Origin of the sequence: Sphingomonas sp. LY29, assembly GCF_035593985.1 — a bacterium.
Taxonomy (GTDB): Bacteria; Pseudomonadota; Alphaproteobacteria; order Sphingomonadales; family Sphingomonadaceae; genus Sphingomicrobium.
Genome location: NZ_CP141587.1, coordinates 448,631 through 469,930, shown reverse-complemented (window position 1 = coordinate 469,930; position 21,300 = coordinate 448,631). Strand labels below are relative to the sequence as shown.

Sequence of the window (21,300 nt, the reverse complement as noted above, 5' to 3'; positions counted from 1 at the left end):
ACGGCGGGCAAGTTCCTGCCTTCATTGTTTCTTTGCAATATGATGTTTATCAACTGCCGCGCATGAGGTCGGGGGACTTGCGGGGCTTGTTGTTTGGCGATGTCGGGTAATCAGGGCAGGGTAGAGCGCCGCCAGCGGCCGCGCCACCTGCGCTGGCGCGACATCCTGTCGGTCGACACGCCGTCGGATCGGATCGCGCTGGCGGTTCGCGAATCCCAAATCGACGCCATGTTGCGGCTCGTCCCGATCACGGTCGTGGTTCAGATCGTCGCCGCCGCGATCATGGTCGTGGGCCTTCGCGGATCGGTCGAGAACTTTGAGCTCGGGCTCTGGTTCGGCGCGGTCTTGCTGCTCTGTTTCGCGCGCGGCGTTCGCGCCTGGCGCCTTCGCCACGATGCCGACTATGCCGACGAACACCCGGCAAGCCTGTCGGGCATCTGCGTCGTCGTCGCGATCCTCGCTTTCTTCTGGGTCATTCCCCCGATCGCCTGGTTCGAAGTCGCGTCGCCATCCGAAAAGGTGTTCATTTGCATCCTGATGACCGCGCTTCTGAGCGCCGGAAGCATGACCCTGATCTCACTTCCGCAAACCGCGCTGCTCTACATCGGGATCCTGACGATCGGCGCCGCCGCGCTGGCCATCAAGGTCGACAGCCCGGTGATGTTCGGACTGGTGCTCGCTTATTCGACGATCCTTGCGACCAACGTGCTCAGTACCGCCCGCCGCTTCTTTACGCACAGCCGCGACCGGATCGAGCTTCGCGAACAGGGTGAGATCATCAAGCTGTTGCGCGAATTTGAAGCATCGGGGTCCGGCGGCCTGTGGGAGCTCGACGCGCGTCTGAACTTCACCAAAATCTCGAACGAACTGCTGTTCGCGATCGGCCTCGACGAAGGTCAGGTCGTGGGGCGCCACTACACCAACCTCTTGGATCCCGACGGCCAGATCGCGCGGCATTCGTCGGGTATGCGGAGCCTCTACAACGACCTCGAACGAGGCACGACGTTCCGCGACCGGGCCATTCCTTCGGCGGATCGCAAGCGTTGGTGGTCCTTGTCGGGGAAGCCGATCCTAGACGAGCGCGGCGACCTTGCCGGGTGGCGCGGGGTCGCCTCGGACATCACCGAATCCAGGCTGTCTGGAAGTGACTCGGTCCGCGCGGCACGGACCGATCCGCTGACCGGCCTCGCCAATCGCCTGCTCGTCCGCGAACTCCTTGAACAGGCGGCGCTGGGCCATTGGAACGAGGAAGGGCATTGCGCGCTGCTGCTGGTCGACCTCGACCGCTTCAAGCTCGTCAATGACACGCTTGGCCACGCAATAGGCGACCAGTTGCTGGTCGAAGTGGGCCGCCGCCTCGAACTGGCGGTCGGGACCGATGGCCGGGTCGGCCGCATTGGCGGCGACGAATTCGCCATCATCTGGACCAGTGCCACCGACCGCGAAAATCTGTCGCGCCTGGCCGACATCATTGTTGGGCGGCTTGCAGCCAGCTTCTCGATCGGTGCAGCCACGCTCCGCATCGGCGCGACGATCGGGATTGCGATCGGACCGAATGATGGAGCGCGCGAAGAGCAGTTGATGCGAAGCGCCGACCTCGCGCTTTATCGCGCCAAGGAGGCCGGTCGCGGCGGCTACGCCTTCTTTGAACGCTATATGTTCGACGAGGCCGAAGACCACCGCCTGCTCGAACAGGACGTGCGCGAGGCGCTGGGAAGCGATGGGCTGACGCTCGCCTACCAGCCGATCGTCGCCGCCGACAGCAGCGCGGTCGTAGCGCACGAAGCACTCTTGCGCTGGCGCCACCCGCGCCGCGGCGACATTCCGCCCGACCAGTTCATCCCGATCATCGAGGATGCCGGCCTGATCCATCAGATCGGCGACTGGGTCATTCGCGAAGCCTGCATGGAAGCGTCGCGGTGGCCGGGACAGCTTCGGGTGGCGGTGAACATTTCAGCCGCTCAATTGTCGGGCGCGGGTCTTGCCCGAACCGTGCTGGGTGCGCTTGCTGCAAGCCGACTGGAGCCAAGCCGCCTTGAGCTGGAGGTCACCGAAAGCGTTTTCCTAGGTGACGATGCGGCGACCCTTGCCTCGCTCGAGCGGCTGCGCGCGCTTGGTGTTCGCCTCGTGCTCGACGATTTCGGCAAGGGCTATAGCTCGTTCGGCTATCTCAGCCGCGCGCAATTCGCCAAGATCAAGATCGACCAGAGCTTCGTCCGCGGCGCTGCCGAGGGCGCAAAGGACTGCATGGCCATCGTCCATGCCATCCTGGCGCTGGCCCGCGGCCTTGGCGTCGAGACGACTGCGGAGGGCGTCGAGACCGCCGCGCAGGCCGACGTGATGCGCTCGCTGGGCTGCGATCTGCTGCAGGGCTTCCACTTCGGCCGGCCGGTGGCGCCGGCGCTCCTCGACCTCGAACCCGCCGCGCAAAGCCGTCGCGCCGGCTGACCCCTTTTCAAGGCAGCCGAAACCCCTATAAGCCGCCCCGCGACAACGGCCCGCCGCAACGGCGGCGCAGCCTGCTGGGGCGTCGCCAAGTGGTAAGGCACCGGTTTTTGGTACCGGCATTCGCAGGTTCGAATCCTGCCGCCCCAGCCAGTTAATGTTTTTGATGAAGCACATGCCGGGCCCTTTGCCGCGCCTTGCACGAAGCCGCGCAGCTCTTCTGCAGCTCGGGAAGCGTCACCTTCGATGATTGGTCTTCCTGCGGGAAGAACGGGTTGGTGGATTTCCTACAAGCCGCGGCTGTTTCACGATCCAAGTTCGCTGTCGAGGTATCGACGAACCTCCTCTAGGTCGCCGAGTCGGCCTGAAAGCATTTTCTGCATAGCGCTCTGACCAGACAAGAAAGGAGCTTCATTAGATTTCCATAGCCAGTCGTCTGCGGCGCCAGGCTTCCGCAGCAACGTATTTATAGCTTTGAAAATGCCGAAAACGTGAGACAATCGAATGGTTGTTTCGTTCGGCAAGTATTCGACATCGCCAGATCGCCACGTCTGTAGAATAGCCCAGTCATTTATGCCCAAAACGAGCATCTGTTGCTGCTCGTTAATTTTCCACCGATTAGCAATACGCCAGAAGGCTCGCAGTGCAGCAGGTGCAAAGTCTCTAAGTAAGGCTTGGTTGGACATGGAGCCTCTCCTGAAATCCGATTACGGCAAAGGCGAAACACTCGTAACGCAGCCTCCAAAGAACCGATCTCAATTCTTCGAATAACATCCGAGCATGCGATGCGTGTGCCCCTTGACCTAATGCTGCATCGACTGATGCGGATTTTGCCCAAAAAAGCGCGAAGTATTCAGTCTACACCGGCAGATGCTGGTCTTCCAACATGATTATCAAGATACGGCCGACTGGGATAAGTACATCGCACGATGTGGCATTTCCGTCGATCGACACCATGTGCCCTTCAACGTACCTGATTCCTCTGAGCTGGGCCTTCAGTTGCGAGATATTATCGACCGGTAAATCGATGACAGGAATCTGGGGCGATCCAACTAGGCAAAAGCGAAAACACGTCATCTAAAGCGGCCCGCATCAAGAAGGTAAGCATCGCGATCATTCCCTTGCGATTGATCAGACACCAGCGCTCAGCAACTTTCGAAAAAAGGACGGAGAGGCGACAGCTACCATTCGAAAAATTGGTCGTGCCATAACCTTCTCGATGTTCCCTCTTCGTTCTTACACGAAAATTTGAGGATGTCGCCGAAAAAAATGCAAATAGCATTCCTCGCAGGAGTCATGCCCAGCGGATTAATTGGCAAAATCGCCGATGGCCTTCGACAACTGAGAAAAATCTTAGCCCCGAGATATCAAGGTTCCGCCGTCGCTACGGCTCTCCAGTCAAAGGCGGGTTGGTCCTTGCCTTCATCGGGTTTGCCAACGCCAAAAATCAATAAAAAGCAGTTCCTCCCGAAAGAGCACTAGTCTCTTAGGCTTGAGCATTTGTGTTCTCGCAGCTCGGATATTTTCGGTTTGCCCAGTCTCCTGGCGTCGTCATCCTGTATCGATTAGTTCCTAGATCGCATCCACGCCGGCCATCAACGGTTGAGGTGTCCTCCTCTTTTCGCACGGTTGCTCCGCAGCGCATGAGATTTATCCGGTCTCGCCGCCGGTGCGCTCTTTCGAAGTCGAGCAAACTTGAAGCGCCTTCCGTGCTGCCGCGAGAATGCCGATCGTCCCTGACAATCGAATTCTGTAGTCCAGATATCAGCGGATATTCGTCGGGACTTTTCGGAACGCCACGTCGACGCTGGGGGTTGTCGGATGCTCGCTCCAACACTAAATGCAGTTTCACTGTTATATCACGGTGAAACAAACCATGAGTTCTAAATCTTTTTTGACCGAAGCGCGCAACGCGTTGGCATCCGATCTTGCGGATGCGCTCGTGCGGCTGAAGGACAAGGACGAGGCGATGGCGCTTCTCGCCGACCTGTGCACCCCGGCGGAGGTGCATACGCTGGCCGAGCGCTGGCATGTCGCGAAGCTGCTGAACGCGGGCGACCTCACGTATCGCGAGATTCATGAAGCGACTGGGGTGAGCACCACCACGATCGTGCGTGTGGCGCGATTCCTCCGACAGGAAAACAACGGCGGCTACCGAATGCTGCTCGACCGGACAGGACAAAAGGCATGAGCCCCGATCGCAATCGCCTGCACATGGCAATCCAGAAGTCGGGACGGCTGTCCGACCGGTCACGGCGGCTGCTTAGCGATGCCGGCCTGCGGCTGAGCGAGAGCGGCAAAAATCAGCTTGCCGCCCGCGCCGAGAATTTCCCGCTCGACCTGATGTTCGTCCGCGACGACGATATCCCGACCTTCGTCGCCGACGGGGTGTGCGAGCTCGGTATCGTCGGCCAGAACGTGCTCGAGGAATATTCGCTGGGCCTCAGCGAACCGCGCATCGAGGAAGTGGCGCGCCTTGGCTTTGGGCGCTGCAGCCTGAAGATCGCCGCGCCCGAGGCACTCAACTTCTTCCAGCTCAAGATGCTCGACGGGCAGCGGATCGCGACCAGCTATCCCCGGCTGCTCGGTCGCTTCCTCGCCGCTCACGGCCTGACCGCGGAGATCGTCACGATGCGTGGCGCGGTCGAACTCGCGCCGCGCCTCGGCATCGCGCGCTTCGTCTGCGACCTCGTGTCGACCGGCGCGACGCTGGAGGCCAACGGCCTCGCGCCCGTCGCGGACGTGTTCGACAGCGAAGCCGTGCTGGTGCGCACGCTCAACCCGATCGATCATCCGCACCGCGCGAAGGCCGACGCCTTGCTGACCCGCATTGAAGGCGTAATCGCGACGGCGGAGAGCAAGTATATCGTGCTCAACGCGCCCGAAAGCGCGCTCCAGGCAATCACCGAGATTTTGCCCGGCGCCGATGCCCCGACAGTGGTTCCGCTGATCGGTCGCCCGGGACATGTCGCGGTGCAGGCCGTCTGCCAGGAATCGGTCTTCTGGGAGACGCTTGAAAAACTGAAAAGCGTCGGCGCATCGGCAATCCTGGTCATGCCGATCGAAAAGATGATGCTGTGAGCAGGTTCGATTGGGTCCAGACCTCGCAGCGCGAGGAAGCGTTGGCGCGGCCGCGCGGACGCGGGGACGCCGCCTTGCGTGCATCTGTCATGTCGATCGTCGATGACGTGCGCGATCGGGGCTGGGATGCCGTCGTCGATGTCGCGACCCGGATTGACGGGGCCGCCCCGAAGTCGATCGAGGTCGCGCCCTTTGCCGACGAGGCGCGGCGCATTTTGCCGGCGGCCGCTCAGGAAGCAATGCGCCTTGCCGCGCGCGCGATCGAGACATTCCACCGCCAGACGCTGCCGCGGAATACCGAGGTCATCACTTATCCTGGTCTCAGCGTATCCAAGTTGTGGCGCCCACTGTCCCGCGCCGGCTTGTATGTTCCCGGCGGCAAAGCGCCGCTGTTTTCGACCTTGCTGATGCTGGCGATCCCGGCCCGTGTCGCGGGCGTGCGCGAACTGGTGGTCGTCACGCCGCCGCGTGCCGAAGGTGGGCTCGATCCGGCGATCGCACTTGCCGCCGAGATCGCCGGGATCGACGCCATCTGGACGATTGGCGGAGCGCAGGCGGTCGCCGCCCTCGCATTCGGCGCGGGTGACATTCCGGCAGTCGATATCATCTGCGGTCCGGGCAACTCATGGGTCTCGACCGCCAAGTCACTGGTCGCGTCGATGGCCGGCGGGCCGGGAATCGACCTGCCGGCCGGACCCAGCGAATTGATGGTAATCGCGGACGACAGCTCCGATCCGGTTACCGTCGCCGCCGACCTGCTCAGCCAGGCCGAACATGATCGCGAGGCCCAGGTGATCGTCGTCTCGCCGTCGGGAGGCTTGCTCGATGCGGTGGCGGCGGAGGTCGATCGGCAATCGGCGATGCTGACCGGCGATCTTGCGCCGACACGCTACGTCCTATGTTTTGATCTCGAAGAAGCCGTCTCGATCGCCAACCTCTACGCGCCTGAACATTTGTCGCTCGCTTGCGACGGTGCGGCGGCGCTGGTCCCTGCCATCCGCAATGCCGGGGCCGTGTTCGTTGGGCACCAGGCTGCCGAGAGCTTCGGCGATTATCTAGCGGGTTCAAGTCACGTCCTGCCGACCGACGGCGCGGCGCGCTTCAGCGGCGGGGTGTCTACGCTGACCTTCATGAAGGCGATGACGGTTCAGTCGGTGAGCAAGGCCGCGGCATCGAGCCTGGCGATACCGGCAGCGGCGCTGGCCCGGCTCGAAGGACTGGAAGCGCATGCGCGCGCCGCAGAGGCGAGGGCGGTCGCATGAGCGTCGTGCAACGCCTCGCGCGCCCTGCAATCCTGTCGCTGCCCCCGGTCGATATCGCCGGTGCACCGCTGCCGGGGACAATTCGTCTCGACGCCAACGAAAATCCGTTTGTGCCGCTGGTGCCGGGACAGCCGACGATCAATCGCTATCCCGATCCCCAGCCGGCGGCGCTTCGGCGACGACTGGCCGACCTCTACGGCGTCGCAGCGGAGCGGCTGTGGGTTACGCGTGGAAGCGATGACGCCATCGACCTGCTGATCCGCGCCTTCTGCGAAGCGGGCCGCGATTGCATCGGGATCGTCGAACCGACCTTTTCCGCTTACGCCCAATTCGCCCGCGTGCAGGGCGCGCAGGTCGTCAGCGCTCACCTGACCGGCGCATTCCGCTTCGACGCCGCGGCGGTGTTGGCGACCATGCGCACCGCCGCGCCGAAATTGCTGTTCCTGTGCACGCCCAACAATCCGACCGGAACGCCAGTTGATCCGGCCGATGTGCGCCGTATCGCCGCCGCGCTTCCCGACACGATCGTCGTCGCCGACGAGGCCTATGGCGAATTTGCCGATGCGCCGAGCCTGTCGTCCGAAGCGGGCGAGATCCCGAATCTCGTCGTCCTGCGCACGCTCTCGAAAGCGTACGGATTAGCGGGCGCGCGCATCGGCTCTGCGATCGGCAGCAAAGAACTGATCGAACTGATGGCGCGAGTCTCGCCGCCATATCCGCTTCCGGGCCCCAGCATTTCCGCAGCGCTCGACGCGCTTGGTCCGGAGCGGATACCCCTGCATCGCAAGCGCATCGCCGACCTTCTCTCTGACCGCGAGCGCTTGGCCGCGCAACTCCGCGCCGTCCCGGAAATCTGGTCTGTCCGCGAGGGCGGTAATTTCCTTTTCCTTGAAGTGGCCGATCCCGCGAGCCTCGCTCAGCGGCTGACCGCAGCGGCGATCCGCGTGCGCTTCCGACCGAACGCCGCCCCGGGCGGGGTTCGGGTCACCGTCGGCACCGCGCAGGAAAACGCAGCGCTGCTCGCCATCTTCGGGATCGAGGGAGCGGCGGCAGGTCGGCGAGCGGAGGTTGTTCGCGATACGAAGGAGACCCGCATCGCGCTGAGCATCGACCTCGACCAGACCGAACCGCGAGAGATCGACAGCGGCGTTCCCTTCTACGACCACATGCTCGATCAGGTTGCCGCTCACGGCGGCTTCGCCATGACGCTGGCCTGCTCCGGCGATGTCGAGATCGACCCACACCACAGCATCGAGGATATCGCCATCGCCCTCGGCACCGCGCTTCGCGAAGCGCTCGGCGACAAGCGGGGCGTCGGCCGGTTCGGCTTCGCGCTGCCGATGGACGAGACCGAGGCGCAGGTCCTGATCGATCTGTCGGGACGTCCCTTCGCCAAATTCGATGGCACGTTTGCAATGCCAAGCGTCGGCGACATGCCGACGCAGATGGTGCCCCACGTCTTTCGAAGCCTTGCCGATAGCCTGGGCGCCGCGATCCACGTTCGGGTCGAGGGCGACAACGACCATCACAAGGTCGAAGCCTGCTTCAAGGCGTTCGGGCGCGCACTTCGTCAGGCGCTCGCGATCGAAGGACGCGGCGATGTCCTGCCGTCGACGAAGGGAATGTTGTGAGCGACGTCGTCGTTCTCGACCTCGGCTATGGCAACACCCGGTCGATCGCACTGGCGTTCGAACGCCTGGGCGCGACCGTCTCCTTGTCGGCCGATCCGCGTGTCGCCGAGCAAGCCGACCGGCTAGTTCTACCGGGGGTCGGTGCGGCTGGGGCGGCAATGAAGGCGCTCGATCGAAGCGGGATCGCGGACGCATTGCGCGCGCGCCGACGCCCCTCACTCGGGATCTGCCTTGGCATGCAGCTGCTGTTCGATCGGTCCGACGAGGACGACGGCACCGCACTGTTGGGCGTCGTTCCGGGCAATGTCTCCGCCATTCCTGCGAAGCCGGGTTTTCCGGTGCCGCACATGGGGTGGAGCCGGCTGAGCGCGGAAACGGACTTCGGCCTCAACGAAGGCGACTACGTCTATTTCGCGCACAGCTTCGTCTGTCCCGATGGTCCCGCGACCACCGCGCGGGCATCCTACGGCGAGACAGTCGTCCCCGCCGCAATCCGCAGTGGCCCGTGGTGGGGCGCCCAATTCCACCCCGAGCGATCGTCCAAAGCCGGTGCGCGCTTCCTGAAGGCATTTTTGTCCGCATGATCATCTTGCCTGCCATCGACCTGATCGAAGGCCGCTGCGTCCGCTTGGCTCAGGGCGATTTCGACCGCGAAACGCGCTACTCCGACGATCCCGCCGCAGCGCTTCGGCAATTCGCGGAAGGTGGCGCGGTCGAGGCGCATCTCGTGGATCTCGACGGTGCAAAGGCGCGCGAGCCGCGCCAGCATGACCTCTTCGTCGAGTTGGCCGCGGACGCAGCACTCAAGCTGCAAGTCGCCGGCGGATTTCGGACAAGCGATCAGGTGGCGCGCGTGCTCGACGCGGGCGTTTTGCGCGTCGTCATCGGCAGCCTTGCGATCGACAATTCCGACCTCTTTGCCTCCCTGCTGGATAGCTTCGGCCCCGATCGATTGACGCTCGCGCTCGATGTTCACATCGTCGACGGCACGCCGATGGTCGCAACGCATGGCTGGAAGACCGGGTCGGGGGAAGCGCTGTCGACAGTCCTCGGACGCTTCCCGACTGTCCGTCATCTGTTGGTGACTGACATCGCTCGCGATGGCATGTTGAGCGGTCCCAACCTCGCGCTGATGCAATCGATCCTCGCGCAGTTTCCGGGGATCGAATTGCAGGCGTCGGGAGGCGTGGCTAGCCTCGACGATCTCGACGAGCTTCGCGATGCCGGAGCGTCGCGGGCCATCGTCGGCAAGGCGATCTGGGAACGCCGCTTCACCGTCGCCGAGGGGGTCGCCCATGCCCGCGGCTAGGATCATTCCATGTCTCGACGTCGCTGACGGACGCGTCGTGAAGGGCGTCCGCTTTCGCGATCACCGCGACGTCGGCGACATCATTGAACATGCGCTTCGGTATCGCGACGAAGGTGCGGATGAATTGGTGTTCTACGACATTACGGCTAGCGCCGACGGTCGGAGCGTCGACCTTGCGTGGATCGAGCGGGTGGCGGCGGTCATCGACATTCCGTTTGCAGTCGCCGGCGGCATTGCGTCGGTCGAGACGGCGCGGGACGTCCTGTCCGCCGGCGCCGACAAGGTGAGCGTCAATTCTCCTGCGCTGGAGCGGCCGCGGTTGCTCGCGGAACTCGCCAGCGCGTTCGGACGGCAATGCGTCGTGCTGGGCATCGACAGCCTGATCGACGACGACGGGACGCTCATCGTGAAGCAATATACGGGGCGTCCTGAATCTTCGCGTAGCAGCGGTCGTCAGACGATAGCCTGGGCGGTTGAAGCTGCGAGCCTTGGCGCCGGAGAGATAGTGCTGAACTGCATGGACCGCGATGGCGTTCGTGCCGGATATGACTTGGTCCAACTGAACGCTTTGATCGCTGCGGTCGACGTCCCGGTGATCATCTCCGGCGGGGCAGGGGAGATGACTCACTTTGCTGACGCTTTTCGGTCAGGCGCGAGCGGGGCCTTGGCCGCGTCGGTGTTTCATGATCGGCGGATCGCGATCGGCGATCTGAAGAATTACCTCAGTTATGAGGGTGTAGAGGTGCGGCGATGATTGAACCGAAGGACCTTGCCTGGGACCGGATGGACGGGATGCTTCCGGCTGTTGTGCAGCATGCCGACAGCGGCGAGGTGCGAATGGTCGGCTACATGAACCGCGCGGCGTTGCAGGCGACGATCGACGAGGGTTTCGTCACCTTCTTCAGCCGGTCGCGCCAGTCCTTGTGGCGCAAGGGGGAAAGCAGCGGCAACACGCTTGCCGTCGTCGATATCAGCACCGACTGCGATGGCGATGCGCTGCTCGTGACCGCGCGTCCGGCTGGCCCGACCTGCCACACGGGGACGTCGTCCTGCTTTGGCGAAGATCTTGCGCCGGGCACGGGCTTTATCGCCGAACTCGAGCATCGCCTGGTCGAGAGAGGGCGCGCGGATCCGGCCGACAGCTACACCGCCCGACTGTTGGCGGAAGGGACGAAACGCCTCGCCCAGAAGGTCGGCGAGGAAGGCGTGGAAACTGCTCTCGCGGCCGTGGCCGGCGACGATGCCGAAGTCGTCAGCGAGGCCGCCGACCTCGTCTATCATTTGACCATCCTGCTGCAGTCGCGCGGACTTCGCTGGCAGTCGGTGGTCGACGAACTGCGAACGCGTCACGCCGCAAGCAAGGCGACCGCTTCGTCGTAAAGTTCGCGTGTCGCGGCGGCGAGGATGCGGCCATGGTCCCAATCGGAACCCCCCGACCAGTCGCCGATCGCTCCGCCGGCGCCGCGCACCACTGCGACGAGTGCGTCGAGGTCGAAACGCTTCAGCCCGCTTTCCATGACTAGGTCGATCCCGCCGGTCGCCACACGCGCATAGGCCATCGCATCGAGGCCGAAACGCGCGACCAACGTCGCTCGGCGCAACCGTTCGAAATCGTTGAACTCGTCGGACGAAAACAGATTCGGATCGGTCGTGGACAAGCGTGCCGACCGAAGGTCTCGGCAACCGCTCGTGCGGGAAGCGACTCCGTTGCGAAGCGTCGTGCCATCGATGGCGATGAGGCGCTCGTCGAGCGCGGGGAGGTCAATCATCCCGGCGACATGCTCGTCATCCTCGATCACGCCGACCAACACCGCCCAGCTCGGCAGATCGCAGATGAAGGCGCGGGTCCCGTCGATTGGGTCGAGGCTCCACGTCCGCCGCGCTCCTTGTCCGGTCCAGCCAAACTCTTCCCCAAGCATCGCGTCGTCGGGAAAGGCCTGCTGGATCGAGGTGCGCATGGCCTGCTCGATGGCGCGATCCATCTTCGTGACCGGGTCGAACAGGTCGCTGCCCTTGTCTTCCCATCGCCCTGTGCTGACGTCCGTCAATTGCGATCGGGCGACGGAGCCGAGTTGGTCGAGAAAGTCCTTGGAAAGCGTCATGCCGTTCCTGTGGCAAAGGAGGGGCGCTCCGCCAAGCTCCTAATGGCGACGGACAGGATCGCCGCGGCCGCGCGCAATCCATGTTGCCAGCCTTGGCAAAGCCCTTAAACAAGGGCGCTGAAGCCGCCTCCTTCGACTTGGAGGCCAAGGGGGAACTTGCGACATGGCCATGGCACCGTCCGGCATCGACACGACTTCGAGCAGCGATCCCGTTGCGCCGGCAAGCGATGCGGGGCACATCGATGCGCCTGATCTTCGCTATTTCGTCATGGCGCTGTTCTTCATCTTCGGCGGCATCACCAGCCTCAACGACGTGATCCTGCCCAAGCTGAAAGAGCTCTTCACGCTCAATTACACGCAGGCGATGCTCGTCCAGTTCTGCTTCTTCACCGCCTATCTCGTCATCGGCATTCCCGGCGCGCAGCTCGTCAAGAAGATCGGGTACATGCGCGGTGCGGTTGCGGGCCTACTGACCATGATGGTCGGCTGCCTGCTCTTCATCCCCGCCTCGCAAACCGCAACCTACGGCCTGTTCCTCCTCGCGCTGTTCGTGCTCGGCAGCGGGATCGTCATCGTGCAGGTTGTTGCCAATCCGCTGATCAGCCTGCTCGGGCCGGCGAAGACGGTGCATAGCCGACTGACCTTTGCGCAGGCTTTCAACAGCCTTGGTACCACCGTTTTCCCGATCGTTGGCTCGGCGCTGATACTCGGCGGGCTTGCCGCCGTATCGGCCAACGAATTATCGGGCGCCGAACTCGACGCCTATCGCACCGCCGAAACCAGCGCGATCGTCAGCACTTACTTCGGACTTGCCGTGGCACTGGCCGTGATCGCGGGCGTCGTCTTCATGTTCCGCAACCGCCTGAAGGGCGAGCAGCACGTCAAGGGCCACCCGCTCGCCGGCTTCGAACTGCTGAAGCGCAGCCGCTTCGGCTACGGCGCGCTCTGCATCTTCCTTTACGTCGGCGCCGAAGTCGCGATCGGGTCGCTGATCGTCAATTATCTGATGCAGGCGCACGTCCTGAACCTTTCCGACGGCGAGGCTGGAAAGCTAATCGCTTACTACTGGGGCGGTGCGATGGTCGGCCGCTTCATCGGCTCCTACTTCCTGCGCATCTTCAGCCCGGGCAAGATCCTCGCTTTCGTGGCAATCGGCGCGACCGCGCTGATCCTCATCTCGGCCAACACCACCGGCGAACTGTCGGCCTACAGCCTGCTTGCGATCGGCCTGATGAATTCGATCATGTTCCCAACGATCTTCAGCCTGGCTTGCGAAAAGCTGGGGTCGCGGGCCGCCGACGGGTCGGGGATCATCAACATCGCCATCTTTGGCGGCGCAGTGATTCCGCTGCTGACGGGCATGCTCGCCGATGCCAGCGGAAGCCTGGCCTTCGCGCTGATCCTGCCGGCGATCTGCTACATCATCATCGCCGGCTTCGGCATCTTCGCTCGCCGTCCGGAAACGCGCGAACTGGCCTGACCGTCGGTCAGAACCAGAAGCGCACCCCGGTCAGCAGGCTCCACTCGGTCGGCTTGTCGCCCTCGTCGCGCAGGTAGCGACGAGTGGCCCCGAACGATCGCCGAACCTGCGCCCCGACATAAGGCGAAAACTCGCGCCGGATGTCGTAGCGCAGGCGAACACCGACCTCCGCGTCGCTCAGCCCGGCACCGACGCCGATCTCACGGCTGCTTTGCGCCGCCAGGTTGATCTCGGCGCGCGGCTGCAGGATCAGGCGCTGGGTAATGCGCTGGTCGGTGCTGGCCTCCGCGCGGGCCATCAACTCTCCCTTGTTCGACAGGAACAGCGATCCCTCGACCTCGAACCAGCCCGGGGCGAGGCCCTCCAGGCCCGCCACCGCAAAGGTGCGCGAGGGATTGGGCAGGATGTCGTGGCGAAGGCCGGCCTGGAGATTGAAGTAGGGCCCGATGGCGCGGCTGTAGAGCACCTGGACTTCGACCTTCTCCAACGACTTGCCGAAGGCGCCTTCACCCTCGGACTTGACTACGACCCGATTGATGTCGCCGCCGGTCCATCCTTCGAGGTCCCACTCGAACCCGGCGTGGCCATTCCCGAACTTGGCTTCCGCTTTGTCGATCATCAGGTGGCTGAACGTCTGCCCCCCATGGAAGTGATCGAGATGATGCCGACCCATATCCATCGCCGACTTGCCAAAAATGGCGTCGGCGGCGCGGTCGGTCGGGACCGGGGGAGGAGGCGCATTGCCCGCAGGGAGGTCGGTCCCGCTCGGCGAAGTTTCATCTAGCAGGATGATCTCCTCGGTCGCCGGAGGCGGCATGGCGGACATGTCATGTCCTGCGTGCGGATCGGTCACTGGCTCGGCTTTCGGCGCTGCCTTCCTGGGTGCCGCTTTCTTCGGTGCCGCCTTCTGCGTGGAAGCCTTCGGCGCAGGTGCCTTCTTCACGACGGGACGCTTGCGCGCGGGCGCCTTCTTGGCGGGCGCAGGCATGCTCATCCCGGGCATGTTGTGCCCTTGATGCTGCGCGAGCGCGCTGGAGGGCATGAGCGCAAGACTTGCGGCGGCGCCAAACAGCGCGATCGAGACGCGGGTCATTGGCCGGATCCTTCGCCGCCGCGGACGGTGACAACACGCATCATCCCCGCCGTCATGTGATAGAGGTTGTGGCAGTGGAACGCCCAGTCGCCGATCGCGTCCGCGGTCAGATCGAAACTCATCTTGCCGCCCGGCGGAACATTGACGGTGTGCTTGCGCGGCGCGTTCGCGCCATGACCCGTGACCAGTTCGAAGAAATGGCCATGCAGGTGGATCGGGTGCGGCATCATCGTGTCGTTGATGAGATTCACGCGAACGCGCTCGTTCAGGCGGAAAGGGATGGGATCGGCGGGCTCGCTCATCTTCACTCCGTCGAACGACCACATGTAGCGCTCCATGTTTCCGGTCAGGTGGATGTCGAGCGATCGCGACGGCGCCCGCACGTCGGGATTGGGGGTGAGCGCCATGAGGTCGCGATAGACCAGCACGCGGTGGCCGAGCCCTTCGAGGCCGACGGGCGGCTCGCCGGTGCGGTCGGTCGGCATCGGCGAAATGGTCTGGACGCCGGGATCGTCGCGAACACCGGGGGCCTTGCTGAGATCGCGCATGTCGTGGCTCATCCCGCCCGCGCCATGATTCATTGCGGTTGCTGTGGGAGAAGCGCCATGACCCATGGCGGCATGGTCCATCCCATGCTCCATGGCCGCGTGATCGACTGGTCTTGTCGTGCCAACCGCGCTGGTCGTCGCGGGTCCGGCCCAGCCGCTGAGCCTGGCAAGATTGCGTGAAGCATTCTGCTCGGCGGAGGGATCCGGGCCGCGCGCGAGTTCGGGCGCGGGCGTTTCGCCCATCGCCATGCCGCCATGATCCATTCCGCCCATGCCCATGTCGCGCATCGTCAGCAGCGGGCGCGGGCGGAGCGGCGGCACCGGCGCGGACATTCCCGCGCGGGGCGAGAGGGTAGCGCGGCCGAGGCCCGATCGATCAATCGATTCGCTGATGATCGTGTAGGCGCGGTCGCCCGGGGTCACGATCACGTCGTATGTCTCCGCGACCCCGATCTGGAACTCGTCGACCGCGACCGGGCGCACGTTTAGCCCGTCGGCGGCGACGACGGTCATCGCCAGGCCGGGAATGCGAACGTTGAAGTTGGTCTGCGCCGCCGCATTGATGATCCGAAGCCGCACGCGCTCCCCGGCGGTGAACAGGCCGGTCCAATTTTCGAACGGGCCATGGCCGTTGATGGTGTAGGTGTAGGTCGAACCGGTGACGTCGGCGACGTCGGCGGGGTCCATCCGCATCATGCCCCACTCGCGCCGTTCCTTCGCGGTCAGGTCACGCCCGGCGAGCAGGCCCGACAGCGTCAGCCGCTGATGATTGAAATAGCCGCCGCCCATCTGCTTGAGCTTGGAATAGATTGCCGCGCCCAGCATCGGGCTGTGATCGGACAGCACAAGCACATGCTCGCGATCGAAGGCGACCGGATCGGGGCCGGCGGGGTCGATCACGATCGGCCCGTAAAGGCCGTCCTCTTCCTGGTAGGCGCTATGGCTGTGGTACCAGTAGGTGCCCGACTGGACGACGTCGAAGTCGTAGGTGAAGGTCGATCTCGGCATGATTCCGGGAAAGCTGACCCCGGGAACGCCATCCATCGCGAACGGGACAAGAAGCCCGTGCCAGTGAATCGAGCTTTCCTCGTTCAGCCGGTTGTCGACGCGCAGGCGGACGCGCTGGCCCTCGCGGAGGCGGATCAGCGGGGCGGGGACGGTGCCGTTGACCCCGACCGCGCGGCTGACCTTGCCTTCTACTCGCACCGAGACCTTGTCGATCGTCAGCGCGATGTCATTGCCAGCCAGCGTCGGCAGCGGACGCACGATCCCGGCGGAAGTCGGTTGGGCCCAGGCGGGCATGGTCGCGACGATTCCGCCGCCAAGCGCGGCGGCACGGAGGAAGTCGCGTCGCGGAAGCGCGAACAAATGGGTCATTGAATCATCGTCCTTCATCGCCGGTCACCGGCGGAGGAAACATACAGATTGGAAAACGCCGAAGCGTGCCGGTCTAACCCAGTCGTGGAGGTGGGGTCGGCAGCTTCGCCGTGAAGACGGGGCCAAGGCTGCTTGTCACTGGCCGTACCGCCAACCGCTCGAACGCCACCACATCTTCCGCATGCTCGTCGGTCGTCGCCGGCAAGCCGGGCGCCATCGCAATGCAGCAGTCCTCGCCGGATGACCGGGAGGGAGCGGACTGCTCGTCTGCGCCGCCGCAATGATCGATCGAGGCCGCCTGCGCCGGCTGAGCGCTGGGGCTCATCGCCATGGCGCCGCCCGTGGCGAGCAAGGTCGAACCGAGCGCCACCATCAGGGCGAGCAGCATCAGGAGAAGGGGGCGCGTCGACACACTGCGCATATGCCGGTTGCGATCGCCGAGTTCAATGTCAGTCAGTAATTGCAGTCCGCCCGCGTGCGTGCAAAGTCGAGGCATGCGCGACGCCAGCGATTTCGAACGTCAGACCGACAGCGGTTCGCTCGCCGAAGCGTTGCAGCGTGTAGGTCAGGGCGACCGGGAGGCGTTCCGCCAAGTCTATCTTCGCACCTCCGCAAAGCTTTTCGGCGTCTGCCTTCGTATCTTGGGCAATCGCACCGATGCGGAGGGTACGTTGCAGGACGTCTACGTCACGGTCTGGCAGAAAGCAGGCGGATATGATGCCGCCAAGGCAAGCCCGATCACGTGGCTGGCGACGATCGCGCGCAACAAGGCGATCGACCGCATCCGCAAGCGTCGCGACACGCGGCCGATGAACGACGACGATTTGCAAGTCGCCGACGAGACGCCTGGCGCCGCCGCGCTGATGGAGATGGGCGAGGTCAATCGCCGGCTCGACACCTGCTTGCAGGAACTCGACGACGAGCAGGCGGGCGCGATCCGCCGCGCCTTCTTCGGCGGGACGACTTATGCCGAGTTGGCGCAGGCCGACGGCCTTCCGCTCGGGACACTGAAAAGCCGAATTCGTCGCGGCCTGAGGCGATTGAAGGAATGTTTGCAGCGATGAGCGCCGACGATCCCGAACGCGACCTGCTCGCCGCCGAACTGGCGTTGCGGCTGCTCGACGGACGCGAGCTCGAGGAAGCGCGCGCGCTGGCCGAGCGCGATCCCGACTTCGCCCGCGAAGTCGCGGCCTGGGACGAGCGCTTCGCACCTCTGTTCGATCGGATCGAAAGCGTCGAGCCCGATGCATCGGTGTGGTCGCGGATCCAGGCGGCGATCGGCGGCGACAGGGTCGACGGGATGGAAGGGCCGACCGTCGTCGCGCTTAAGCGCCGCGTGAAGCTGTGGTCGAACGTGGCGCTCGCTGCGAGCGCGGTGGCTGCCGCCTTGGCGGTGGTCGTCGTGCCAGGACTCATCCGTCCGGAACCGACGGTACCGATCGAGCAGCCAGCGGCCCAGCCGACTGCGCCGACGATGCTTGCCAAGGTGATCAGCGAGGACCGTGCCACCGCCTATGTCGTGACGGTGGATTCCGATCATCGCTCGATGATGGTCATGCCCGCCGTCGCCGCCGCGCCGGAGGGACGTGTCCACGAACTGTGGCTGATCGGGGGCGATGGCGTGCCGCATTCGCTCGGCCTCATCGACACTGCCACACCGACGCGCATCGCGGTCGCGGCGCCGTTGGCGAACGCGATGCGGGCGCAGGACACGATCGCCGTGACGGTCGAGCCGCCGGGCGGTGGGCCGGGCGGGAAACCGAGTGGCGCGCCGATCGCCGCGGGACCGCTCGCCAACATTTGATCGACGAACTTTCGGCAGGCATCCGTCCACGGACCTGATGCGTAGCTTTGCGGACCCTCACGATGATGGGGGACCGAACAACAAAGGGACGCGAACCATGATCTATGCACTTCGGAACGGAGCAACGATGTTGCTGGTGAGCGTATCGCTCGCCGGTTGCATGGGAATGTCGGACACCGCCACCGCCCAATCGGCCAGCGCCGACGGAACGGTGATGGTCGGCGGCGCCGCCATGTACCCGACCAAGAACATCATCGAGAATGCCGTCAACTCCGCCGACCACACGACGCTGGTCGCCGCGGTCAAGGCTGCTGGCCTTGTCGAGACGTTGTCGGGCCCGGGTCCGTTCACGGTCTTCGCGCCGACCAACGCGGCGTTCGCCAAGTTGCCGGCCGGCACGGTCGACACCCTGCTGCAACCGGCCAACAAAGCAATGCTGACGTCGGTCCTGACCTACCATGTCGTTCCCGGCCGAGTCAGCGCCGCCGACCTGGTGGCTCAGATCCAGGCGGGCGGAGGCAGGGCGTCGCTGACCACGGTCAACGGCGGCACGCTGACCGCGAGCATGATGGGCGATCGCGTCATGCTGACCGACGCCAAGGGCGGCATGAGCCACGTTACGCAGGCCGACGTCTTCCAGTCGAACGGCGTGATCCACGTCACCGACGCAGTTTCGCTTCCGGGCTAAGGCCCCTTTGCCCGGATAGGGCGTCGCGGTTCGTGCCCTCGACCGCGACGCCCGCACCGGTATTAGGCGATGCTTCGCGAGATCAGTTCTTTCATGATTTCGCTGGTGCCGCCGTAAATGCGCGCGACGCGCGCATCGCGCCACAGCCGCGCGATCGGATATTCGTTCATGTAGCCGGCGCCGCCGTGAAGCTGCAGCGACCGATCGCACGCATGCCATTGCATTTCGCTGTGCCAAAGCTTCGCCGCGCTCGCTTCGGCAGGCGTCAGCTTGCCACGAATGTGACGCGCGATCGCCCAGTCGAGATGCGCCCAGCCGACCTGCAGCCGGGTCTTGAGGTCGGCCAGTTCGAAGCGGGTGTTCTGGAAATCGGCGATGCGTTTGCCGAAGGCCTTGCGGTCGGTCGTGAACTTGACCGCTTCGTCAAAGGCGCGCTGCGCCGCCGCCTGGCATTGGACGGCGATCGACAGACGTTCTTGCGGAAGCTGCTGCATCAGCATCGCGAAGCCGCCGTTCTCCGCCCCGAGCAACCGGTCGGCGGGAAGCTTGACCTCGTCGAAGAAGAGTTCGGACGTGTCGTTGCCGTGAAGCCCGATCTTGTCGAGGTTGCGGCCGCGGGTGAAGCCTTCGTCGCCTTCTTCGACCAGGAACAGCGACAGGCCGCGCGCGCCGCCTTCCTCGGTCGTCCGCGCAGCGACGATGACCAGGTCGGCGCTCTGGCCATTGGTGATGTAAGTCTTCGAACCCGACAGTCGCCAGCCATTGCCGTCGCGCCGCGCAATGCTGCGGATTCCTTGCAGGTCGCTTCCCGCGCCGGGTTCGGTCATCGCGATGGCGGTGATGCGGGTGCCGTCGACCATGCCGGGCAGGTAGCGCCGCTTCTGCTCCTCGCTGCCGTAGTGGACCAGATAGTCGGCGACGATGTCGGACTGGAGCGTGAAGCCCGCGGCCGATCCCAGGTAGCTCAGCTCCTCTCCGACGATGGCGTTGAACGCGAAGTCGAGACCGAGCCCGCCATAGGACTCGGGAACCTGCGGGCAGAGCATTCCGGCAGCGCCGACTTTCTCCCACGCGTCGCGCTCGACAATCCCGTCGGCCTCATGCGCGTCGAGCCGAGGGGCGATGACGTCGCCGAGCACGCGGCGGACGGTGTCGCGGAAGGCGTGGTGATCGTCGTCGAAGATCGGACGGTCGGCGGATTCGATCATGGGCGCGGTCCTTAGGTTCACAAAGGTCGTGGAGTTCGTGCACTTTTTGGGGCGGATTTGCGAACTTAAGGAATTCGGGCCGCCATTCTCCGGCTGCGCCCGATGCTAGGCGATCGAGCGCGCGATAGGACAGCATTTTCTTGGCGGCTGGCGATGGCCCCGTTAGCGTGACGTCATGGCTGGACCGCTGACCGGATATACGATCGTCGAAATGGCAGGGCTTGGGCCGGGACCGTTCGCGGCGATGATGCTTGCCGACCATGGCGCGACGGTGATCCGCGTCGAGCGCAAGGGAATGATCGGGGTGCCGGGCGACCCGCTGCTTCGCAACCGCAAGTCGATTTCGCTCGACCTGAAGCGCGAGGAATGCCGGGCGATCGTGCGCAAGTTGGCGGCGACGGCGGACGGGCTGATTGAAGGGTATCGGCCGGGCGTCATGGAGCGTCTGGGGCTGGGGCCGGACGAGCTGATCGGCGCCAATCCCCGATTGGTCTATGGGCGCATCACGGGCTGGGGCCAGCATGGGCCGCTGGCGACCGATGCCGGACACGACATCAACTATGTCGCGCTGAGTGGGCTGCTGCACGGGATCGGCCCGGCGGAGCGGCCGGTCGCACCGGTCAATTATCTTGGCGACTATGGCGGCGGCGCGATGATGCTGGCGTTCGGGATGGTCGCGGCGCTGCTCGAGGTTGCCAAGAGCGGCAAGGGGCAGGTGATCGACGCGGCGATGACCGACGGGACCGCGCTGCTGGGCACGCTGACTTACGGCATGCGCGCCGCGGGGCTGTGGCGCGACGAGCGTGAGGCGAATCTGCTCGACGGGGGCGAGGCGATCTACGGCGTCTATCGCTGCCTCGACGGCAAGTTCCTGAGCATCGGCGCAATCGAGCCGCAGTTCCAGGCGGCGCTGTATCGCGGGCTCGCGCTCGCGCCGGGATCGGGCCGCGAGGAGATTGCGGCGGTGATCGCGCTTCGAAGTCGCGACGACTGGGCGGCACATTTTGCAGGCACCGACGCGTGCGTGGCGCCGGTGCTCGATCTTGGCGAAGCGCCGGTCCATCCGCACAATATCGCGCGGCGCACGTTCCTGGACATCGACGGGGTGTTTCAGCCCGCGCCCGCGCCGCGATATTCGGGCACGCCAACAGTGCGCCCCGATCCGCCGCGACGCGAAGGCGAGGATGGCGCGGCGATCCTGGCCGAGCTTGGCTATGACGAGGCCGCGATTGCCGACCTTCTGGAGGACCGACGCTGAACCCGCTGTACGAA

20 protein-coding genes and 1 tRNA gene are annotated in these 21,300 nt (G+C 64.5%); 15 read left to right on the top strand and 6 right to left on the bottom strand.

Going from position 1 to position 21,300, the window contains the following annotated elements:
- Window positions 1-99: 99 nt before the first annotated feature.
- Together SH584_RS02350 and SH584_RS02345 are read left to right on the top strand one after the other, a co-directional pair.
- Window positions 100-2,448 (top strand): putative bifunctional diguanylate cyclase/phosphodiesterase, encoded by a 2,349-nt coding sequence (locus SH584_RS02350; protein WP_324808253.1) that lies wholly within the window; start codon window positions 100-102, stop codon window positions 2,446-2,448.
- A 75-nt stretch (window positions 2,449-2,523) separates the two neighbouring features.
- Window positions 2,524-2,598 (top strand) — tRNA-Gln (locus SH584_RS02345).
- Window positions 2,599-2,750: 152 nt separating this feature from the next.
- On the opposite strand, the gene SH584_RS02340 is transcribed toward SH584_RS02345, so the two are convergent.
- The gene (locus SH584_RS02340) at window positions 2,751-3,131 is read right to left on the bottom strand and encodes a DUF2384 domain-containing protein (RefSeq protein ID WP_324808252.1); all 381 of its coding nucleotides are present in this window, start codon (window positions 3,129-3,131) and stop codon (window positions 2,751-2,753) included.
- Window positions 3,132-4,285: 1,154 nt separating this feature from the next.
- On the opposite strand from SH584_RS02340, the gene SH584_RS02335 reads away from it, so the two are divergent.
- Genes SH584_RS02335 through hisIE form a run of 8 tightly spaced genes read left to right on the top strand, consistent with a single transcriptional unit; the run spans window position 4,286 to window position 11,108 of the window.
- The gene (locus SH584_RS02335) at window positions 4,286-4,636 is read left to right on the top strand and encodes a YerC/YecD family TrpR-related protein (RefSeq protein ID WP_324808250.1); all 351 of its coding nucleotides are present in this window, start codon (window positions 4,286-4,288) and stop codon (window positions 4,634-4,636) included.
- Window positions 4,633-5,526: an ATP phosphoribosyltransferase gene (gene hisG, locus SH584_RS02330; RefSeq protein WP_324808248.1), complete on the top strand. Its 894-nt coding sequence runs from the start codon at window positions 4,633-4,635 to the stop codon at window positions 5,524-5,526. Before SH584_RS02335 ends, hisG begins: the two co-directional genes overlap by 4 nt.
- Window positions 5,523-6,788, top strand: a complete 1,266-nt coding sequence (gene hisD, locus SH584_RS02325; RefSeq protein ID WP_324808246.1) for a histidinol dehydrogenase — start codon at window positions 5,523-5,525, stop codon at window positions 6,786-6,788. The genes hisG and hisD overlap by 4 nt, the downstream gene beginning before the upstream one ends.
- Window positions 6,785-8,419: a histidinol-phosphate transaminase gene (gene hisC, locus SH584_RS02320; protein WP_324808244.1), complete on the top strand. Its 1,635-nt coding sequence runs from the start codon at window positions 6,785-6,787 to the stop codon at window positions 8,417-8,419. The genes hisD and hisC overlap by 4 nt, the downstream gene beginning before the upstream one ends.
- The gene (gene hisH / locus SH584_RS02315; RefSeq protein WP_324808242.1) at window positions 8,416-9,003 is read left to right on the top strand and encodes an imidazole glycerol phosphate synthase subunit HisH; all 588 of its coding nucleotides are present in this window, start codon (window positions 8,416-8,418) and stop codon (window positions 9,001-9,003) included. The genes hisC and hisH overlap by 4 nt, the downstream gene beginning before the upstream one ends.
- On the top strand, window positions 9,000-9,728 hold the full coding sequence (locus SH584_RS02310) for a 1-(5-phosphoribosyl)-5-[(5-phosphoribosylamino)methylideneamino] imidazole-4-carboxamide isomerase (RefSeq protein ID WP_324808239.1): 729 nt from the start codon (window positions 9,000-9,002) through the stop codon (window positions 9,726-9,728). The genes hisH and SH584_RS02310 overlap by 4 nt, the downstream gene beginning before the upstream one ends.
- A complete protein-coding gene (gene hisF, locus SH584_RS02305; protein ID WP_324808237.1) occupies window positions 9,715-10,482 on the top strand; it encodes an imidazole glycerol phosphate synthase subunit HisF in 768 nt (255 codons plus the stop codon). The genes SH584_RS02310 and hisF overlap by 14 nt, the downstream gene beginning before the upstream one ends.
- Entirely contained in the window at window positions 10,479-11,108 is a 630-nt protein-coding gene (hisIE, locus tag SH584_RS02300) for a bifunctional phosphoribosyl-AMP cyclohydrolase/phosphoribosyl-ATP diphosphatase HisIE (protein WP_324808235.1), read from the top strand. Before hisF ends, hisIE begins: the two co-directional genes overlap by 4 nt.
- On the opposite strand, the gene SH584_RS02295 is transcribed toward hisIE, so the two are convergent.
- Entirely contained in the window at window positions 11,075-11,830 is a 756-nt protein-coding gene (locus SH584_RS02295; protein ID WP_324808233.1) for an inositol monophosphatase family protein, read from the bottom strand. The genes hisIE and SH584_RS02295 overlap by 34 nt on opposite strands.
- A 163-nt stretch (window positions 11,831-11,993) precedes the next feature.
- Between SH584_RS02295 and SH584_RS02290 the strand changes: the two genes are divergently transcribed.
- Window positions 11,994-13,310 (top strand): sugar MFS transporter, encoded by a 1,317-nt coding sequence (locus SH584_RS02290; RefSeq protein WP_324808232.1) that lies wholly within the window; start codon window positions 11,994-11,996, stop codon window positions 13,308-13,310.
- A gap of 7 nt (window positions 13,311-13,317) precedes the next feature.
- Here the strand turns inward: SH584_RS02290 and SH584_RS02285 are convergent, their stop codons facing one another.
- From SH584_RS02285 to SH584_RS02275, 3 genes are all read right to left on the bottom strand, one after another.
- Window positions 13,318-14,403: a copper resistance protein B gene (locus tag SH584_RS02285; RefSeq protein WP_324808230.1), complete on the bottom strand. Its 1,086-nt coding sequence runs from the start codon at window positions 14,401-14,403 to the stop codon at window positions 13,318-13,320.
- Window positions 14,400-16,328, bottom strand: coding sequence for a copper resistance system multicopper oxidase (locus SH584_RS02280; RefSeq protein ID WP_324808228.1), 1,929 nt, complete (start codon window positions 16,326-16,328; stop codon window positions 14,400-14,402). The genes SH584_RS02285 and SH584_RS02280 overlap by 4 nt, the downstream gene beginning before the upstream one ends.
- Before the next feature lie 73 nt (window positions 16,329-16,401).
- Window positions 16,402-16,740, bottom strand: coding sequence for a hypothetical protein (locus tag SH584_RS02275; protein WP_324808226.1), 339 nt, complete (start codon window positions 16,738-16,740; stop codon window positions 16,402-16,404).
- Between the two features lie 82 nt (window positions 16,741-16,822).
- On the opposite strand from SH584_RS02275, the gene SH584_RS02270 reads away from it, so the two are divergent.
- The 3 genes from SH584_RS02270 to SH584_RS02260 all read left to right on the top strand — a co-directional run bounded on the left by SH584_RS02270 (window position 16,823) and on the right by SH584_RS02260 (window position 18,820).
- Window positions 16,823-17,392 (top strand): sigma-70 family RNA polymerase sigma factor, encoded by a 570-nt coding sequence (locus SH584_RS02270; protein ID WP_324808224.1) that lies wholly within the window; start codon window positions 16,823-16,825, stop codon window positions 17,390-17,392.
- Window positions 17,389-18,132 carry an anti-sigma factor gene (locus SH584_RS02265; RefSeq protein WP_324808222.1) on the top strand — a complete coding sequence of 248 codons (744 nt, stop codon included), beginning with the start codon at window positions 17,389-17,391 and terminating at the stop codon, window positions 18,130-18,132. Before SH584_RS02270 ends, SH584_RS02265 begins: the two co-directional genes overlap by 4 nt.
- A gap of 160 nt (window positions 18,133-18,292) precedes the next feature.
- Entirely contained in the window at window positions 18,293-18,820 is a 528-nt protein-coding gene (locus tag SH584_RS02260; RefSeq protein ID WP_416385160.1) for a fasciclin domain-containing protein, read from the top strand.
- Between the two features lie 62 nt (window positions 18,821-18,882).
- Here the strand turns inward: SH584_RS02260 and SH584_RS02255 are convergent, their stop codons facing one another.
- Window positions 18,883-20,028 (bottom strand): acyl-CoA dehydrogenase family protein, encoded by a 1,146-nt coding sequence (locus tag SH584_RS02255; RefSeq protein ID WP_324808220.1) that lies wholly within the window; start codon window positions 20,026-20,028, stop codon window positions 18,883-18,885.
- A gap of 175 nt (window positions 20,029-20,203) precedes the next feature.
- Between SH584_RS02255 and SH584_RS02250 the strand changes: the two genes are divergently transcribed.
- On the top strand, window positions 20,204-21,286 hold the full coding sequence (locus SH584_RS02250; protein ID WP_324808218.1) for a CaiB/BaiF CoA transferase family protein: 1,083 nt from the start codon (window positions 20,204-20,206) through the stop codon (window positions 21,284-21,286).
- The last annotated feature ends 14 nt before the right edge of the window (window positions 21,287-21,300 follow it).

Coding starts and splice junctions, on each gene's coding strand:
- SH584_RS02280 (WP_324808228.1), bottom strand. CDS start 16,328: ATGACCCATTTGTTCGCGCTTCCGCGACGCGACTTCCTCCGTGCCGCC.
- SH584_RS02260 (WP_416385160.1), top strand. CDS start 18,293: ATGGGAATGTCGGACACCGCCACCGCCCAATCGGCCAGCGCCGACGGA.
- SH584_RS02255 (WP_324808220.1), bottom strand. CDS start 20,028: ATGATCGAATCCGCCGACCGTCCGATCTTCGACGACGATCACCACGCC.
- SH584_RS02340 (WP_324808252.1), bottom strand. CDS start 3,131: ATGTCCAACCAAGCCTTACTTAGAGACTTTGCACCTGCTGCACTGCGA.
- hisF (WP_324808237.1), top strand. CDS start 9,715: ATGCCCGCGGCTAGGATCATTCCATGTCTCGACGTCGCTGACGGACGC.
- hisC (WP_324808244.1), top strand. CDS start 6,785: ATGAGCGTCGTGCAACGCCTCGCGCGCCCTGCAATCCTGTCGCTGCCC.
- SH584_RS02290 (WP_324808232.1), top strand. CDS start 11,994: ATGGCCATGGCACCGTCCGGCATCGACACGACTTCGAGCAGCGATCCC.
- SH584_RS02250 (WP_324808218.1), top strand. CDS start 20,204: ATGGCTGGACCGCTGACCGGATATACGATCGTCGAAATGGCAGGGCTT.
- SH584_RS02265 (WP_324808222.1), top strand. CDS start 17,389: ATGAGCGCCGACGATCCCGAACGCGACCTGCTCGCCGCCGAACTGGCG.
- SH584_RS02335 (WP_324808250.1), top strand. CDS start 4,286: ATGCAGTTTCACTGTTATATCACGGTGAAACAAACCATGAGTTCTAAA.
- SH584_RS02285 (WP_324808230.1), bottom strand. CDS start 14,403: ATGACCCGCGTCTCGATCGCGCTGTTTGGCGCCGCCGCAAGTCTTGCG.
- SH584_RS02270 (WP_324808224.1), top strand. CDS start 16,823: ATGCGCGACGCCAGCGATTTCGAACGTCAGACCGACAGCGGTTCGCTC.
- SH584_RS02350 (WP_324808253.1), top strand. CDS start 100: ATGTCGGGTAATCAGGGCAGGGTAGAGCGCCGCCAGCGGCCGCGCCAC.
- SH584_RS02310 (WP_324808239.1), top strand. CDS start 9,000: ATGATCATCTTGCCTGCCATCGACCTGATCGAAGGCCGCTGCGTCCGC.
- hisG (WP_324808248.1), top strand. CDS start 4,633: ATGAGCCCCGATCGCAATCGCCTGCACATGGCAATCCAGAAGTCGGGA.
- SH584_RS02295 (WP_324808233.1), bottom strand. CDS start 11,830: ATGACGCTTTCCAAGGACTTTCTCGACCAACTCGGCTCCGTCGCCCGA.
- hisIE (WP_324808235.1), top strand. CDS start 10,479: ATGATTGAACCGAAGGACCTTGCCTGGGACCGGATGGACGGGATGCTT.